This window comes from Phytobacter sp. MRY16-398 (genome assembly GCF_003925915.1).
GTDB lineage: Bacteria > Pseudomonadota > Gammaproteobacteria > Enterobacterales > Enterobacteriaceae > Phytobacter > Phytobacter diazotrophicus.
Genome location: NZ_AP018756.1, coordinates 64,842 through 81,159, shown reverse-complemented (window position 1 = coordinate 81,159; position 16,318 = coordinate 64,842). Strand labels below are relative to the sequence as shown.

The 16,318-nt window shown below is 52.0% G+C and carries 12 protein-coding genes; 9 read left to right on the top strand and 3 right to left on the bottom strand.

The genetic code is table 11. From position 1 onward, the window contains the following. The first annotated feature begins 370 nt into the window (after positions 1–370). The 3 genes from MRY16398_RS00390 to MRY16398_RS00380 all read left to right on the top strand — a co-directional run bounded on the left by MRY16398_RS00390 (position 371) and on the right by MRY16398_RS00380 (position 2,314). A complete protein-coding gene (locus MRY16398_RS00390; RefSeq protein WP_108700433.1) occupies positions 371–580 on the top strand; it encodes a YdgH/BhsA/McbA family protein in 210 nt (69 codons plus the stop codon). A 260-nt stretch (positions 581–840) separates the two neighbouring features. Further along, the gene (locus MRY16398_RS00385) at positions 841–1,869 is read left to right on the top strand and encodes a virulence RhuM family protein (protein WP_145986164.1); all 1,029 of its coding nucleotides are present in this window, start codon (positions 841–843) and stop codon (positions 1,867–1,869) included. A 235-nt stretch (positions 1,870–2,104) separates the two neighbouring features. After that, entirely contained in the window at positions 2,105–2,314 is a 210-nt protein-coding gene (locus MRY16398_RS00380) for a YdgH/BhsA/McbA family protein (protein WP_039080090.1), read from the top strand. 186 nt (positions 2,315–2,500) lie between these two features. Here the strand turns inward: MRY16398_RS00380 and MRY16398_RS00375 are convergent, their stop codons facing one another. Genes MRY16398_RS00375 through MRY16398_RS00365 form a run of 3 tightly spaced genes read right to left on the bottom strand, consistent with a single transcriptional unit; the run spans position 2,501 to position 8,461 of the window. Then, the gene (locus MRY16398_RS00375; RefSeq protein WP_125123700.1) at positions 2,501–5,935 is read right to left on the bottom strand and encodes an AAA family ATPase; all 3,435 of its coding nucleotides are present in this window, start codon (positions 5,933–5,935) and stop codon (positions 2,501–2,503) included. Positions 5,936–5,944: 9 nt separating this feature from the next. Then, the gene (locus MRY16398_RS00370; RefSeq protein ID WP_052249300.1) at positions 5,945–7,534 is read right to left on the bottom strand and encodes a hypothetical protein; all 1,590 of its coding nucleotides are present in this window, start codon (positions 7,532–7,534) and stop codon (positions 5,945–5,947) included. Positions 7,535–7,549: 15 nt separating this feature from the next. Then, entirely contained in the window at positions 7,550–8,461 is a 912-nt protein-coding gene (locus tag MRY16398_RS00365; RefSeq protein WP_125123699.1) for a helix-turn-helix transcriptional regulator, read from the bottom strand. Positions 8,462–8,947: 486 nt separating this feature from the next. Here MRY16398_RS00365 and MRY16398_RS00360 point away from each other — a divergent pair, with 486 nt between their 5' ends. The 6 genes from MRY16398_RS00360 to MRY16398_RS00335 all read left to right on the top strand — a co-directional run bounded on the left by MRY16398_RS00360 (position 8,948) and on the right by MRY16398_RS00335 (position 16,005). Continuing rightward, a complete protein-coding gene (locus MRY16398_RS00360) occupies positions 8,948–9,655 on the top strand; it encodes a fimbrial biogenesis chaperone (RefSeq protein WP_125123698.1) in 708 nt (235 codons plus the stop codon). 19 nt (positions 9,656–9,674) lie between these two features. Continuing rightward, the gene (locus tag MRY16398_RS00355; protein ID WP_082027099.1) at positions 9,675–10,685 is read left to right on the top strand and encodes a fimbrial protein; all 1,011 of its coding nucleotides are present in this window, start codon (positions 9,675–9,677) and stop codon (positions 10,683–10,685) included. A gap of 198 nt (positions 10,686–10,883) precedes the next feature. Next, a complete protein-coding gene (locus tag MRY16398_RS00350) occupies positions 10,884–11,672 on the top strand; it encodes an IclR family transcriptional regulator (protein WP_071195098.1) in 789 nt (262 codons plus the stop codon). A gap of 4 nt (positions 11,673–11,676) precedes the next feature. Beyond that, positions 11,677–12,582: a dihydrodipicolinate synthase family protein gene (locus MRY16398_RS00345; protein ID WP_110296012.1), complete on the top strand. Its 906-nt coding sequence runs from the start codon at positions 11,677–11,679 to the stop codon at positions 12,580–12,582. A gap of 10 nt (positions 12,583–12,592) precedes the next feature. Beyond that, entirely contained in the window at positions 12,593–14,560 is a 1,968-nt protein-coding gene (locus MRY16398_RS00340; RefSeq protein WP_125123697.1) for a YjhG/YagF family D-xylonate dehydratase, read from the top strand. 95 nt (positions 14,561–14,655) lie between these two features. Further along, positions 14,656–16,005: a GntP family permease gene (locus MRY16398_RS00335; RefSeq protein WP_039080081.1), complete on the top strand. Its 1,350-nt coding sequence runs from the start codon at positions 14,656–14,658 to the stop codon at positions 16,003–16,005. Positions 16,006–16,318: the final 313 nt, after the last annotated feature.

Here is a 16,318-nt window from a genome sequence, read left to right as displayed (position 1 = left end):
TAACTCATTTTCTTTTAAACTTAGCGCATGATTTATCATCAGAATCACAATCAAAATGTATAAATAAAGCATTTGAGTTGATAGCTACATCAGAAAAATAGCGATGTGAATCGTTCTTTTGATTCTATTAAAGGTGTGATCTCGAATAACCCAGATGCGGCGCAACGCCTTATCTGGGCTACCGTTCGTAGCCCCGGTAAGCGCAGCGCCACCGGGGTTTTGGTGCCCAGAAATACGCTCAAATCATATTCTATTTTTTTGAACGTTATCGGCAAATACTTTAGATTTTCATCACCCAATGGTCGGTCTATTATCTATCACATCAGGGCAACACGCCCTATCCTGAACAAATAACTTAAGGAATACGACCATGAAATCCATCAAAATTTTCGTTGCAGTTGCTGCTCTTTCCGTAATGTCTTTCGGTGCTTTCGCACAAAGCGTAACCGCAAGCTCCTCCACCATCGACGGTGCAGAAGCCAAAATTGCAGCGCAGGCACACCAGGCCGGTGCGTCTTACAAAATTACCGAAGCGACCGTGAACAACGTTGTTCACATGACCGCTGAACTGAGTAAATAAGACCGAATGGTCGCAGAGGGAACTGCCGGACAGGTCGCCGCAAGGCGGCCAGGTTCGCCCTCAAAGAAAACCCTTCAGGCCCCTTCGGGGGCTTTTTTGCGTTTGTGGTTCGGTAAATATTGCTCTGGTGGATCCCCGGATGGCGGCGCAGGTATCTTGTCGGTCAATAGGTGTTATGCCCATATCAGTTGTTCACCTAATGAACCGCAGGCTGTGTTTCTGGCATACTTGATAGATTCGGCTCGCGATTCGGAGGTGGCATGACAAATGGAGAATTAACCCAATCCCCCGCAGGTGAATTCTTAATGTTTACCAGCGGCGACGGGAAAGTGCGTATTGAATGTCGCTTCGAGAACGATACTCTTTGGCTTTCTCAGGCAATGATTTGCGACCTGTATGGCAAAGCCAAATCCACTATCAGTGGGCATATAAAGAATATCTTCGAAGACGCAGAGCTGGACGAAAATTCAGTTGTTCGGTTTTACCGAACAACTGCCGTCGATGGAAAAACATACAATGTTCAATTCTTTAGTTTGCCGCTAATTCTCGCCATCGGCTACCGCGTCCGTTCCATTCGAGGCACGCAATTCCGCCAGTGGGCAACACAAACGCTTCAGGAATACCTTGTTAAAGGTTTCGTGATGGATGATGAGCGTTTGAAAAATCCACCCGTGGGTTCTTCAGCTGTTCCTGATTATTTCGATGAGATGCTCGAACGCATCCGCGATATCCGTGCCAGTGAGCGCAGGGTTTATTTACGGGTTCGTGAGATCTTTGCCCTTGCCGCTGACTATCAACCTTCGCTCAAAGAAACCACGCTTTTTTTTCAAACCATCCAGAACAAACTGCATTTTGCCTGCACCGGCCATACTGCGGCGGAACTCATCAACCAACGCGCTGACGCCAGTAAACCTCATATGGGGTTGACCAGTTACAAAAGTGAAGAAGTACGCAAAAGCGATGTCACGGTAGCCAAAAATTATCTCAATCCTGAAGAGATCGGCGAACTCAATCGCGTGGTCAATATGTGGCTGGACTTTGCCGAAGACCAGGCCCGCCGACGCAAACAGGTTTTCCTGCATGACTGGCAGATAAAATTGGATCAGTTTCTGCAATTTAACGACCGTGAGGTGTTAAAGGATGCGGGTTCAGTCAGTAAGAAGGCCGCTGACGAAAATGCACAGGCTGAATATGTTCAATTTGCCGAGCAGCAACGTCGCCTGAAAGAGGCAGAGGGTGAAAAAGATATTGCAGGATTGGTCCAATGGGAAACAAAGGCCGGGAAATAGCATTTAACCCGGCAAGTATCGCGCCGCCAGGTTCCTTCCCGGATGCGGGGTAAAAATCTTATTCGGGCTACAAACACCCTTCATCCAACACTCACAGACACGCTAAAATAATATTCTAATTTTTTGAACGTTATCGGCAAATAGTTTAGATTTTCATCACCCGATGGTCGGTCTATTATTTATCACATCAGGGCAACACGCCCTATCCCGAACAAATAACTTAAGGAATACGACCATGAAATCCATCAAAACTTTCGTTGCAGTTGCCGCTCTTTCCGTAATGTCTTTCGGTGCTTTCGCACAAAGCGTAACCGCAAGCTCCTCCACCATCGACGGTGCAGAAGCCAAAATCGCCGCTCAGGCACAGCAGGAAGGGGCTTCTTACAAAATTACCGAAGCGACCGTGAACAACGTTGTACACATGACCGCTGAACTGAGTAAATAAGACCGAATGGTCGCAGAGGGAACTGCCGGACAGGTCGCCGCAAGGCGGCCGGTTTCGCCCTCAACCAGACAACTGTTCAGGCCCCTTCGGGGCCTTTTTTGCGTTTGCGGTTTGGTGAATATTACGCGGTGGATCCCCGGATGCGGCGCAAGCGCCTTATCCGGGTTATATCTGTTGCCACCAGACTTACAAATATTCATCTAAAGAAGAGGAAAAGTGACCAAATAAAGTGTTGGTATCAGGGACACTAACTCCAAGACCCTTTGCAAAGTCACGCAGCCAGACCAGTTCGTCTTTCAGTGAAGTGACCAGTTCGTTTTCAATAATATCGTTTACCGTCGTGATATTTTTGATAAAACCGTCGCGGGTAAGCTCATGCTGTTTTGCCAGTTCGACTTTTTTATTTTCGAACGCTGCGGCTGCCCTTTTAACCTTCTCAGTCAACTTATCTTTAATAGAGGCGTCATGCTTAATCTGCTGCGTCGCCGTTTCAACCGTGCGGGAGGTACTGGCAGGGTTTTTGATGAGATTCAGCAATACATCCAAGTCAACATTTTGGCTCAGAATGGTCTGTTGAGAAGGCACTAAACCTGTATTCGCAGCGATTGGCGCTAAATACTGGGCATTATCTTTGTTGTTTTCGATAATGATAGATTGCAATCTTTCCGGTAACCCCGGATTTTCAAGATACTCCGGAACGAAAAATGCACCAAAGATCCTGTTGAACATTAACTTGAATCCCTTATCTATCTTTCCGTAATTAAACTTACCAATTGACGGATTACACAATAAATCGTCGTGGTATTTTGTTGACGCAACCATTTCGTTGAAGAGGTCTTCACTAAGGTTTTCATTTCTGCAAAGCTTATTCTTGACCCGTTCATCGCGGTCGCCCGCCGATGTGTAATAACTTCTGGAATACAATGTCCGCTGTGCTTTTGGTGAAATGTTAGGGTTAACGGTCAGACTCTCATCAATTCTGATTCGATTAATTGCCAGCAACATATCGCACACGCTTTCCCCAACGACCGGGTTCCGCGCCATAATCGCCAGCACATCGCTGTCTTTATGCCCGACCGCCATCAACTGTACCTCTTCGCAGAGCGACGCGTTCTGCATCAGGCTTTGCTGGGTGGCCTTCCGGCCATTCTGATACAGATAAACCTGCACGGTCGGCACCAGCGCGGGGTTAATAGCCAGCGCATCGCGCACCGCCGGGTTGCCTTCACTGGCAAGAATTTGCTGAGTCTCTGCCGTTAATTTCGGGTTCACCGCCAGGGTCGCCAGCGCCGCTTCATTCGTCACTTTCTGAGCAAACCGACGTTGCACCAGCGCGGAAAGATTGCGCCGCTCCGCCAGCGCCAGTAAAGCGTGAACATCGCCTTTGTCGAGCTGTGCCAGCAGCGCGCTGTCATCATTGCCGCCGCCAGCGCTCTCCTGCGCCGGTGCGTCGGGTTGCTTCTGCGCCTCTTCCAGGGCATCCACCACCGCGCTGTCATTGTCCTGCGCCAGTTGCTGTTTTACCTCTTCGGCCAGCGCCGGGTTTTTCGCCAGCGCGATACGCACCACGGACTTATTGTCCTTGAGCAACACCGCCTGCTGTGCGGCAGTGAGCGCCGGGTTAAGCGCCACGGCGGCTCTCAGTGCATCATTTTGCTCGTAGAGATACTCTTCACGCTGCGCTTCCGGGCAGTTGGCGTGACGTAACACCGCCTGCTGCAACGCACTGTTTTTACGCGATAACAGCGCATCCAGCACGCTCTCCACGCAGTGCGCTTTCTCTGCCAGTTGCAGCAAAATCTCATCATTAAGCTTGTTCTTCTGAATCAGCGACAGCAGCAGGTTAGTTGGCGCGTTATGGTGTACGCAGGCCAGCGCCAGCGACGTTTTATCGTGAACCTCGCCGGTTTCCGCCGGGGCAATACAGGCCGACAGGATACGCGCGGTGCAATACGGGTTGCTGTATACCGCGTGGCGCACTTCTGCATAACTGTCTTTCGCCAGTTTTTCGAGCAGGTCTTCGCTGCACTCTTCTGCCTGCGCTACCCGCAAACGCTCGTGCGGGTTGGTATCATCCGCCAGGCGGATCATCTCCGCCAGGCTGAGCCCATCGATATGCGACGCCGCTTTCAGCTTCATCTTCTCGAACAGCGCTTCATACTGTCCCACCTGGTCACGCAGGGTCTCACGCAGCGGAACCGTGCGCTCCAGCGCCCGGCACAGGCGGGAATAATCGATATTCACCCCGGCCAGAAACGCGCTCTCGCGGGCATCATTCACCGCGTTTTGAATATCCGCTCCGGCAAAATTACGGCACAGCACCGCCAGTTGCTGTTGCTGTTCTGCCGTGAAGGTGTGCCAGGCTGCTTTCAGGTGGATACTGAGAATGGCTTTACGCTCAGCCAGATACGGGAAGCCGACGTAAAAGACATCGTCGAAACGCCCCTTACGTAGCAGCTCCGGCGGCAGTGCGGTAACGTTATTGGCCGTTGCCACCACAAATACCGCGCTGGTTTTCTCCTGCATCCAGGTCAGGAAATAGCCCAACAGCCGGGATGTCACTTCCGATGCATTAGAAGACCCGATCCCGACGAACGCTTTTTCCAGTTCATCCACCCACAGTACGCAGGGGCTGATGGTCTCAGCCATCGCCAGCGCCCGGCGCATATTGTGCTCACTCTCCCCGACGTATTTACCCAGCAGGGAGCCGATGTCCAGACGCAGCAGCGGCAGCCCGAACAGGTTGGCGACCGCCTTGGCGGTAAGGGATTTACCGCAGCCCGGCATCCCCGCCACCAGCACCCCTTTCGGTGCCTGCAACCCGGCCTCTTCCGCCTCCGGCAGACGCTGCAAAATAGCGGCTTTACGCTCCAGCCATTTTTTCAGGTTCTCCAGCCCGCCGATGTCCGTCAGGTTCTCGCGCACCTTGACCATTTCCAGCACGCCGCTTTTGCCGATGATCTGCTCTTTTTCCTGGAGCAGCGCGGCGAGCGCTTTCTCGTCAAGCTCACCGTGTTTTTCCAGAGCAACGGCCAGAGACTGGCTAATCTGGCTGGCGGTCAGGCCGGTCAGCGTGGTACTGATCCTGTTAAGCAGTGCGTCAGACACGGTTAACCGACGCTCGCGGGCGAACTGTTCCGCCTGCTGGCGAATGGCCTCGCGGCGCGGAAGCGGCAATTCAACCAGAGTAATCAGCGGTTCAATCAGTGAGGGGATGTCCACGCGGTCATCCACGCAAACCACGCAGCACTCACCGCTGTGGTGACGGCGGATACGCAGCAACAGTTGTTGCAGACGCGCGGCCACCAGTGGCGAGGAGTCCAGCACGGTTCTGATATTGCGAAACACCAGGATGGTATTTTCCAGATCATCATCCAGCAATCCGGCCAGCATCTGATCGGCCTGTGGAGGGGCTGAAACACCGGAAGCCACCAGCGGATGACGATCGTCGAAATCCACCCAGCCCCAGGCCAGGTTCCATTCCCGCAGCCGAAAAGCGGTCTCTTTGGCCACCGCGCTTAACAACGTATCAATGCGATCATCTTCACCGCTGTGCAGATAAAAACCCGCGTGTCCGGCGCGGATCCAGGTTACCAGCCGGGTCGTTAACAGACTGTCCATTCTTCCCCCTTACCAAAAACTGCTCAGGAAACTGCCCACGGAACTGACGACGCTCGAGACGCCCCGCCCAATCGCAGACACGCTATCGGCAACCGCAGAGACCGCTGCTTTGGCGACCGATTTCCCGGCCTTGTAGACTTTGTCTGCCACAGTACTGCCCAGCATCCCGCCGATGACGCCGCCCGCCAGACCACCCAAAAAGGTGCCCACCGGGCCGAAAACAGTGCCAATGGCCGCGCCAATTCCGACGCCCGCCTCCGCCGCTGCGATGCCTGCCACAGTTGTAACGGTGGTGTTGGCGACGCGATCCAGCGCCTCTTCTTTGGAGATGTTGCCTTTCGCCAGGTCGTAGAGGTTCTTGAGGTTATCCACCGCCACCGAACCGATCATCGCAATGCGTCCGGCTGGCGTGTTTTTCATCACGCTGCCCAAAAAGCCCCGGCGGGAGGCCACCAGCAACGCCCCTGAGGTGGCAACGGTCAGCATGGTGCTGCCAGCGGTCTTGAGTGAGTCTTCAACAAACTCCTGCACATCTTCCCCCGCCGATGCGTTTTCCTTGCCGGTCAGGCTGTTCCACAGGCGACGGGCCAGAATGCGCCCTCCCTGGAAGCAAACCCCGAGGCCAGCCGCCACCAGCGCAGTTTTACCAATCTGTTTGCCAACGGTGATGGCATCCGCGTTATGCCAGTCCATCTCGCTGATCTGTTTCTCTTTATGCGCCTTCTCGCGCTGGCGGACCGCCTCTTCTTTCGATAACGGCGTGGATTCCACTCCGTCATAATCAATGGTTTCCACCGCTTTACGCTGCATGTCCGCCGAGTGGCCTTCCGGCACCAGGGAACCCTGGCCGCGATAATCGCCGTGCTCGAACAGTTTTTCCGTGCTGCCCGCATCCGCGCCATATTTCGCCTGGTAGCGACGCACAACTTTGCCACTGCCATCTTTGATCTGAATATCCACGGAGTTTTTGCCGAACGCCTTGCCCGGTTTCACCACCAGTTCAGCCCGCGCCGAGGAACCTGCTGCCTTCGCGTTGATATTAAAGGTGTTGACGTGGTGCACCTCGGCGATAAACCCGTCGAGATTGCGCGCCATGCTGATCTGCCCGTCGTTGCGGGTGATAGTGTCGCGCAGCAGGTTATTGGCATGCGTCAGCGCATTATCAATTGATTGCCCGTACTCCCCGGTGCTGAGCACACCATGGCGCTGGGCCGAATGCTGCATCTCTTTGCCAAGCCAGTTGTCGCGGCTTTTGCCCTTCTGCCGTGCGGCTTTCAGGGACGCTTTCAGTTCTTGCTGGCGTTTTACGGTTTCGACGATTTCGCCGGCATCGCGGGTGAGCGCGTCGTCATTCGCCCACAGTTCCGCATGCTGGCGAAACTGCACCTGTAGCCAGATAAGCGGGTCGGCATCCGACGAATGGCTCGCCTGCTGCGTAAACTGTCGCAGCAGTTGCGTCGTCGCCTGCGGATCGCCACCCGCATCGCGCCATGCTGCGTCCATATCCTCCGCCAGTTGTTCCTGATGTGTCTCGTCTAAGAGATCTAACGGCGCTGGCGTCGCGCGATGTTGTTCGCTAATTACGTCATTTTCAGCCATGTGTAACACTCCTTTTTAATGTTTATCTGGCGATGCGAAAGCCGTCAGCGCGTCGGCCAACTGTGTCTGCAGGGTCGCGTGTAACGATGCGGGGGAAAGAATGGTCAGGTTGGGCAGCCAGTAGCGCACCCAAGGTAATAGCTGGCGTTCATCGGCAATTTTGCAGGTAATTTCCAGGCTACCGTCGCTGTTTTGCGTGTCGATGACCTGCCCTGGCAGCACATCACGACGCAGGAAATAGCCCGCCACGGAAGCATTCACATGAAGGCGTACCGGGAATTTGTTGAGGCTGAACCAGACGTCATCTTCTTCGTCGATGCACTGCTCAATGCGTGCTTCCGGCACGAAGGTCTCGTCACACAGTTCCAGCCACTGCAGGCCGCTCAGCAAAAAGCCTTTGAGGTTTTCCTGTTCCATGGCCGCCAGGTACCAGACGTTTTTCACGTTCACCAGGCGGTACGGCTCAACGACGCGCGACTTCTCTTTATAGAAAAATGTGCATTTGCGGCGTTCGCTAATGGCCTGGCGGAGCAGGCTGAAATGACGGGACAGCGCATTTTCACTCTCGTGTTCCGCCGCCGGGTGTTTAATCGAAAATTGTGGGATGCCTTCGGTCTGTAATAGCGCCGACCAGAATGCCGGGTTCTGCCCGGCAAAAAGCGGTGAAACGCCCGCTATGTCCAGCAACTGGCGAATATCGCGGGTACGCAACGCCTGATGATATTGCGGGGCCAGGCAGTAACTGTCGCCGCTGATGTGTTCAATGATCGCGCTCAGGCGGCTAAGGTCGCGAAAGACAGTGCGCCCGGAAACGTTAAATGTCTCGGCTAACTGTTGTCGCGTTACCTGCTCTTGCTGGTGAAACAGGATGATTGTTTCGGCCAGTCGGTGCGCCAGCTTTTCATATGCTCCGGTTGCTTTCCCCACTTCGAATCCCTCACTCGCAGAAAATAACCGCAGTGTAATGGCAGCGGATGACACGTTATGTCAGTGAGCGTGGAATAAAAACACATTTTTTATATTCTGCGACACCCGAAGGAACTTAAGTCAAATTACTCTCAATTATCTTTTCCCGAGGCGAAATTCACACACGAACGCTTACTGTCGTTATCGACGGAAGGAATATTTTACTAAATGGATTTTTAGTCTATTGAGCATCCTGCTCATGTTTAGAAACTAAATTTTCTCTCAAAAAAGTGACGTTTACTTTCGAAAAGCAAAAATAACAATAGCATTAGGCGAACTTTTTATTCTGCCTGGCTAAATCATCCACAACGCATCACACACACATATATATGCATGTTAAATTATTTACCACATAAATATCACCTACCAAAAATATATATTTAGCCTCGCCTGCACCCTGTAAAAAGGAGGGCCCGATAATTTACGCCCCATTCAGGGAGGTTGGGTATGAAGATACTTATTTCCACCTTATTCACACTTACACTGTTCCTGTCTTCAGCACAGGCAGGCATCCTCATCGACACTACGCGGATTATCTATCCTGCGGCCAAGCAGGAAGTAACGCTTAACATGACGAATAATGCAAATTCCCCGCGTCTGATTCAGACCTGGGTAGATGACGGCGGTCCTGATTCCAACACCGATAATGCGAACATGCCTTTTATTGTTACCCCGCCCATTTTTCGCATTGACGCAGCGAAACGTCAGACTTTGCGTATCATGTATACTGGCAGTAAGGTGCCGCAGGATCGCGAATCGGTCTTCTGGCTTAATGTCCTTGAAATACAGCCAAAATCCTCAGCACAAAAAGAAAGTGCGAATGATTATGTGCAGTTTTCCATCCGTTCGCGCCTGAAACTTTTTTATCGTCCCAAAGGACTGTCTGGTTCATCAGAAGAGGCGGTTTCCACACTACGCTGGCGCGTCGCGCATGGCGGAGTGGAATGTATAAACCCTTCTCCATTTAACATTTCTTTCCACAAGATAAGCCTTTCACCGGCATCAGAAAAAGATACTGAATACCAGCATGGAATGTGCCAGGCAAAAGGAACAACCGTCTTCTCATTTCAGGAAAAGGCAAATGAGAAAATCTTTTTTACCACGATAGATGATTATGGCGGTTTAAAGAAACACGAAGCAAGACTGAGCCATTAAAAATCACCGGGATAATATTATGCAGAAATATATCTATTCTATAGCGATTATTTTTTTAGCATTACTGCTTATGCCAGTTAGCTGGGCAGGTTGCACGGTAAGCAACCCAACAAGTTATACAGCAACCATTCCAGCCACAACAATTTCTATCGGGCAAGATAAACCATGGGGGCCGATTGGCGACGTTATAAGTATTCCGACCGGGCCTGATGCAGGCGTCGTTTGTACAAATCCACCCGTACAAGTCATGTTAAAATATGGAACAGCGATGCCGCCTTCACCTTTCTTCCCGGATGTATATAACACGAACGTACCGGGGATCGGCATTAAAGTTTGGGATGACTTTGTCTCGTCGACAGGCTGGGCCTATGGCTTCGATATTGCGGTCAATAATAATCTTCAGTACTGGTATTCCTGGCCACCAGGCTACCTGAATTTACCTAACCGTCTCACGGGTATGAAAATTCAGTTTTATAAAATTGGTGAAGTTACTACCGGGAAAATACAATTACCTTCGCCACTAGTTGAAGGCTGGGTTAATACGAGTGTCAGCGCCGCTGGGGCGGTTCGCTATGGCGTGGTAAATGTAGTCAGTTCTAACATCTCTCTGAAAATTGCGGCCTGCCAGACACCCGATATTTCCGTTGATATGAAAAAAAATTCCTATTCCGATTTCCCTGCTGTCGGCTCTACCAGCAAACCAGTACCCTTTAAATTTCAAATCAATAACTGTGATGCAGGCATGAGTGCGGTAAGTTATACCTTTAAACCCGCATCCGGGGTCACGCTCCAGGGTAGTGGTACCGGGCAGTATCTCACCCTGAAAAATGACTCAACGGCCAGCGGTGTAGGAATTCAGTTGCAGTATGAGAATGGAAACAATGTCCCCTTTAATACCAAAACGAAATTCACGGGCTACAGCGGCGCAGGCAGTTATACCGTCCCGATGCAGGCTCGCTTTATCCGTACCGGGAAGATCAAAGGCGGCACGGCTAATTCAGCCGTACAGTTTGAAATGACCTACGAGTAGGCTTCGCTGTTAAATTTCCCCTCTCTCTCAGGGAGGGGAGACACCGCCTTCCCTTCTTACCCAGGCAATTCCCCCATTATTCAAAACCTCGCTATAGATCACGTTTCCCCGCCCTAACTCGGTTCAGCCTGTTGAACCACATGTATTCTCCCTTACACAGGATGGATAAACTTTTACTCAATCAATAGAGGAGCCGTTATGGGCGGTAAAGGGTGTAATTCACTTATTCGGGCTGAGAAAATACTGACTTACATTGCCTATGTTGGCGCGGCGAGTTTTATGGAGCTGCTACGGGAATTTCAGTATCCGAAGAGCAGCCTGCTGAATTTATTAAATGTCATGGTTGATTGTGGATTTCTAACGAAAAGCGATCGCAATCAATATTCCCTTGGCATTAAAAATTATGAGCTTGGCTGTCAGGCATTACACCGCAAAAATATTTTTGAGGTGACCAAACGCCCGATGCAGGAACTCTCGCAAAAAAGCGGCCTGGTCTGTCATTTAGGGGCCATTGAAGACTGTTACGCCATTTACCTCGATAAAGTGGAAAGTCCCGGTTCCGTACCCACGAAAAAAAGCTGGATTGGTAAGAAATTAGAATTACACATCACGGCGCTCGGCAAAGCGTTACTCGCCTGGAAGCCCCGTGAAGAGATGGATTATTTTCTGGATGCGTTAGCGCTCACCAAACATACCGAAAATACCTTTACAGATAAGAAGTTATTTCGGGAAGAGTTGCAAAAAACGCGTCTACGCGGATGGGCCATAGACAATGAAGAATCAACCTATGGCGCTGTATGTCTGAGTATGCCGGTATTCAATATGTATAACCGGGTTAATTATGCGATCTCACTGTCGGGCGATCCGGTGGTGTATTCAGGAAATAAGATCGATGGTTATCTCGAATTGCTCCGCCAGTGCGCCGGGCAAATATCATATGGGCTGGGATACCGGAGTGAAAGTGAAAACCTAAGAAAAGGAAACTGATGTAATGAAAAAGTTCAGGGGAATTATTCCGCCGGTCTCCAGCACCTTTGATAACGACGGAAATATCGATAAAACCGCCATGAAAGCGGTCGCAGATTTCCTGATTGAGAAAGGGGTCGACGGACTGTTTTATCTGGGGACCGGCGGGGAATTCAGCCAGATGAACACCAGCCAACGGATGGCGCTCGCCGAAGCGGCGGTCGCCACAGCGGATAAACGCGTTCCTGTGCTGATTGGCGTGGGCTCTCCCTCCACCGACGAAGCGGTAAAACTGGCGCAGCACGCTGAGGTTTGTGGCGCGGATGGCATTGTTGCCATCAACCCCTATTACTGGAAAGTCGCCCCGCGCAACCTCGACGATTATTACCACCGCATCGCGCAAAGCGTAAAGCTGCCGGTGATCATCTATAACTTCCCCGACCTGACCGGCCAGGACTTAACGCCGGAGACCGTCAAACGCCTGGTTTTGCAAAACGACAACATCGTTGGCATTAAAGATACCATCGACAGCGTCGGTCACCTGCGCGCAATGATTAACACCGTCAAAGCAGTGCGCCCGGATTTCTCCGTTTTCTGCGGCTATGACGACCACTTACTCAACACGTTGCTGCTGGGCGGTGACGGGTCGATTACCGCCAGCGCCAACTTCGCGCCGGAGTTATCCATCGGCATCTATCGTGCCTGGCAGGAAAACGACCTCGCCACGGCCGCCACGCTCAATAAAAAATTGCTCCAGTTGCCGTCGATTTATGCGCTGGAAACCCCGTTTGTCTCGCTCATCAAATATGCCATGCAGTGCGTGGGGCTCCCGGTGAACACGTATTGCCTGCCGCCGATTCTGGAAGCGTCGGCGGAAGGAAAAGAAAAAGTGAAGGCGATCCTGGCCTCTCAGGGAATTTTAAAACAATAAGGGGAACACCATGTCTGTTCGCGAAATATTTGATAACGACAACCGGGAGATTTACCGCGTCAGGACGCATGCCGCTGGCCCGCAAGGCGAGCTGCCTCTGACCCCGGATATGCTGATCAACCGACCCAGCGGCGATATTTTTGGTATGACGATGAATGCCGGGATGGGCTGGTCGCCAGACGAGCTTAACCGTGATGGCATTCTGCTACTGAGCACGCTGGGCGGGCTTCGCGGGCCAGACGGGAAACCTGTCGCGCTGGCGCTTCACCAGGGCCACTACGAGCTGGATATCCAGATGAAAGCGGCGGCAGACGTTATCAAACACAATAACGCCCTGCCTTACGCGGTCTATGTCTCCGACCCGTGCGATGGCCGCACGCAGGGCACGACCGGGATGTTCGACTCGCTGCCCTACCGCAACGACGCCTCAATGGTGATGCGCCGCCTGATTCGCTCCCTGCCGGATGCCAAAGCGGTGATTGGCGTGGCGACCTGTGACAAAGGGCTGCCCGCCACCATGATGGCGCTCGCCTCTCAGCATGACAAAGCCACGGTGCTGATCCCCGGCGGCGCGACGCTGCCTGCGTTGCACGGCGAAGATAACGGCAAAGTGCAAACCATTGGCGCGCGTTTTGCCAATGGCGAATTGTCATTGCAGGGCGCTCGTCGGGCGGGATGCCAGGCCTGCGCATCATCCGGCGGCGGCTGTCAGTTCCTGGGCACGGCGGGCACCTCGCAGGTGGTGGCCGAAGGGTTAGGGCTGGCAATCCCCCACTCCGCTCTGGCGCCATCAGGCGAACCGGTGTGGCAGGAAATCGCCCGCGCTTCCGCCCGTGCAGCGCTGCAACTGACCCGGAAAGGCATCACTACGAAGGATATTCTCACCGATAAAGCCTTTGAAAACGCCATGATGGTTCACGCGGCCTTTGGCGGTTCCACCAACCTGCTGCTGCACATCCCGGCGATTGCCCATCAGGCGGGTTGTCATATCCCAACCGTGGAAGACTGGATCCGCATTAACAAGCAGGTGCCGCGCTTAGTGAGCGTGCTGCCGAACGGCCCGGTCTATCACCCGACGGTTAATGCCTTTATGGCAGGCGGCGTGCCGGAAGTGATGCTGCATCTGCGCAGCCTGGGTTTACTGCATGAAGATGTCATGACCGTCACCGGCAACACGCTCAAGGAAAACCTCGACTGGTGGGAGCAGTCTGAACGTCGACAGATTTTCAAAGAGCTGTTATTTAAGCAAGAACAGGTTGCAGCGGACGATGTGATTATGTCGCCGCAACAGGCCGCTAAACGTGGGCTGACGTCTACTATTACTTTCCCGGTGGGCAATATCGCGCCGGAAGGATCGGTGATTAAGTCCACGGCTATTGATGCGTCGGTGATTAATGAAGAGGGCGTCTATTACCATAAAGGCGCGGCGAAAGTGTACCTCTCGGAAAAAGCCGCCATTTACGATATCAAACACGACAAAATTAAAGCGGGCGATATTCTGGTGATTATTGGCGCAGGCCCCTCCGGTACGGGAATGGAGGAGACCTATCAGGTCACCAGCGCGCTGAAACATTTGTCATACGGTAAACATGTCTCGTTAATTACCGATGCCCGTTTCTCCGGCGTCTCAACCGGGGCCTGTATTGGTCACGTCGGGCCAGAAGCTCTGGCGGGTGGGCCGATTGGTAAGCTACGTACCGGAGATATTATTGAAATTAAAATCGACTGCAAACAACTTCATGGGGAGGTGAATTTCTTAGGAACCGATGTCGATACTATTTTGCCATCGCGTGAGGAAGCGGCCGCAATATTAAATGCCCGCAATACGCATCCGGATTTAATGCCTGACCCGGAATTGCCGGATGATACACGTCTCTGGGCAATGCTGCAGGCCGTGAGCGGCGGGACATGGCGCGGCTGTATTTATGACGTTAATAAAATTAGTGAAGCGCTACAGGACTATATTAATAAACCCTGAGTTAAGACATACCCATTATTAAATTATTTATTATTCGGCTGCCTGATTCAGGCAGTCTGGTAGATCACATCTGTATCCTGGAAAGAGAGGACGTTATGCCACTATTTATCGTCGTGGCAGGTATTGCTGTACTCCTGCTTTTAACTATAAGAATAAAATTAAACACCTTTGTTTCGTTAATTATCGTCTCAATCGGGGTCGCCATCGCCAGTGGAATGAACCTGAATAAAGTTGTCACCTCGGTCGAATCTGGCCTTGGCGGTACGCTGGGCCATATTGGGTTGATATTTGGTTTCGGTGTGATGCTTGGGCGTCTGTTGTCTGACGCGGGTGGCGCACAGCGTATCGCGCTGACCATGCTGAAATATTTCGGTGCGAAGAAACTCGACTGGGCGGTGGTCTGTTCAGCGTTTATCGTCGGGATTGCGCTCTTTTTCGAAGTCGGCCTGATACTGCTGGTGCCGATTATCTTCGCCATCGCCCGGGAAGCGAAAATATCACCGATGTATATGTGCGTGCCGATGCTCTCCGGTTTGCTGGTTGCACATGGTTTTCTGCCGCCGCACCCAGGCCCTACCGTGATCGCCCGTGAATATGGCGCAGATGTCGGGATGGTGCTGATTTACGGCATTATCGTGGGTATTCCGACCTTTATTCTCTGCGGTCCGCTGCTGAATAAAGTGTGCCAGCGTTTAATTCCGGATGCCTTTAAAAAAGAGGGCAATATTGCCTCTCTCGGCGCGACGAAAAGTTTTAGCGAGAGCGAAATGCCAGGCTTTGGCATCAGCTTTTTAACCGCCATGCTGCCAGTGATTTTGATGGCGCTGGTGACCATTATGCAAATGGCCCGCCCGAAAGACGCAGGCGATCCTGGCACGCTCTATAACATCTTTCTGTTTTTGGGGAACTCCACTATCGCCATGCTGATTTCGCTGTTGTTCGCGATTTACACCATGGGTGTGGGGCGTGGAAAAACCATTTCGGAACTGATGGATTCTTGTAGCAAAGCGATTGCCGGGATTGCTGGTCTGCTGTTGATTATCGGCGGCGGCGGTGCGTTTAAGCAGGTGCTGATTGACTCCGGTGTGGGTCAGTACATTTCCACGCTGGTGTCGGGGATGGATATCAACCCGATTCTGATGGCCTGGGGTGTGGCGGCGTTCCTGCGAATCTGCCTGGGTTCAGCCACGGTGGCGGCGATCTCCACGGCCGGGCTAGTCATTCCGCTACTGGCGGCGCACCCTCATACCAATCTGGCGCTGATTACGCTGGCAACGGGGGCGGGCTCCTGCATCTGTTCGCACGTGAATGATGCCAGTTTCTGGATGATTAAGGATTTCTTCGGCCTGACCACCAAAGAGACATTGTTGTCCTGGACGCTGATGTCGACCCTGCTCTCCATCTGCGGCCTGCTGTTTATCTTGCTGGCGAGTATGGTGATGTAGGTCTTCCCCCCTCATCCCAACACTCAGAGAGAACAAAGTGTTGCCCGGATAAGCGTCAGCGTATCCGGGCTTTTATATTCCTTTTTTATATTTCATTGCATGAAAACCCAAATAATACAGCTTAAAAATATTGATGCGACATATAAAACAAACCCTATAATCACCCCTTAAAATATTTAAAAAACAAATAAAACAACCTCTAAAAATTCATTAAAAAAATACCATAGCGCTAAATAAAAGCAGCATGTGACAGCGCTCAATAAATTAGTATGGAACACAAACTAAATAAGCAAAAACACTTTACACAAACCTT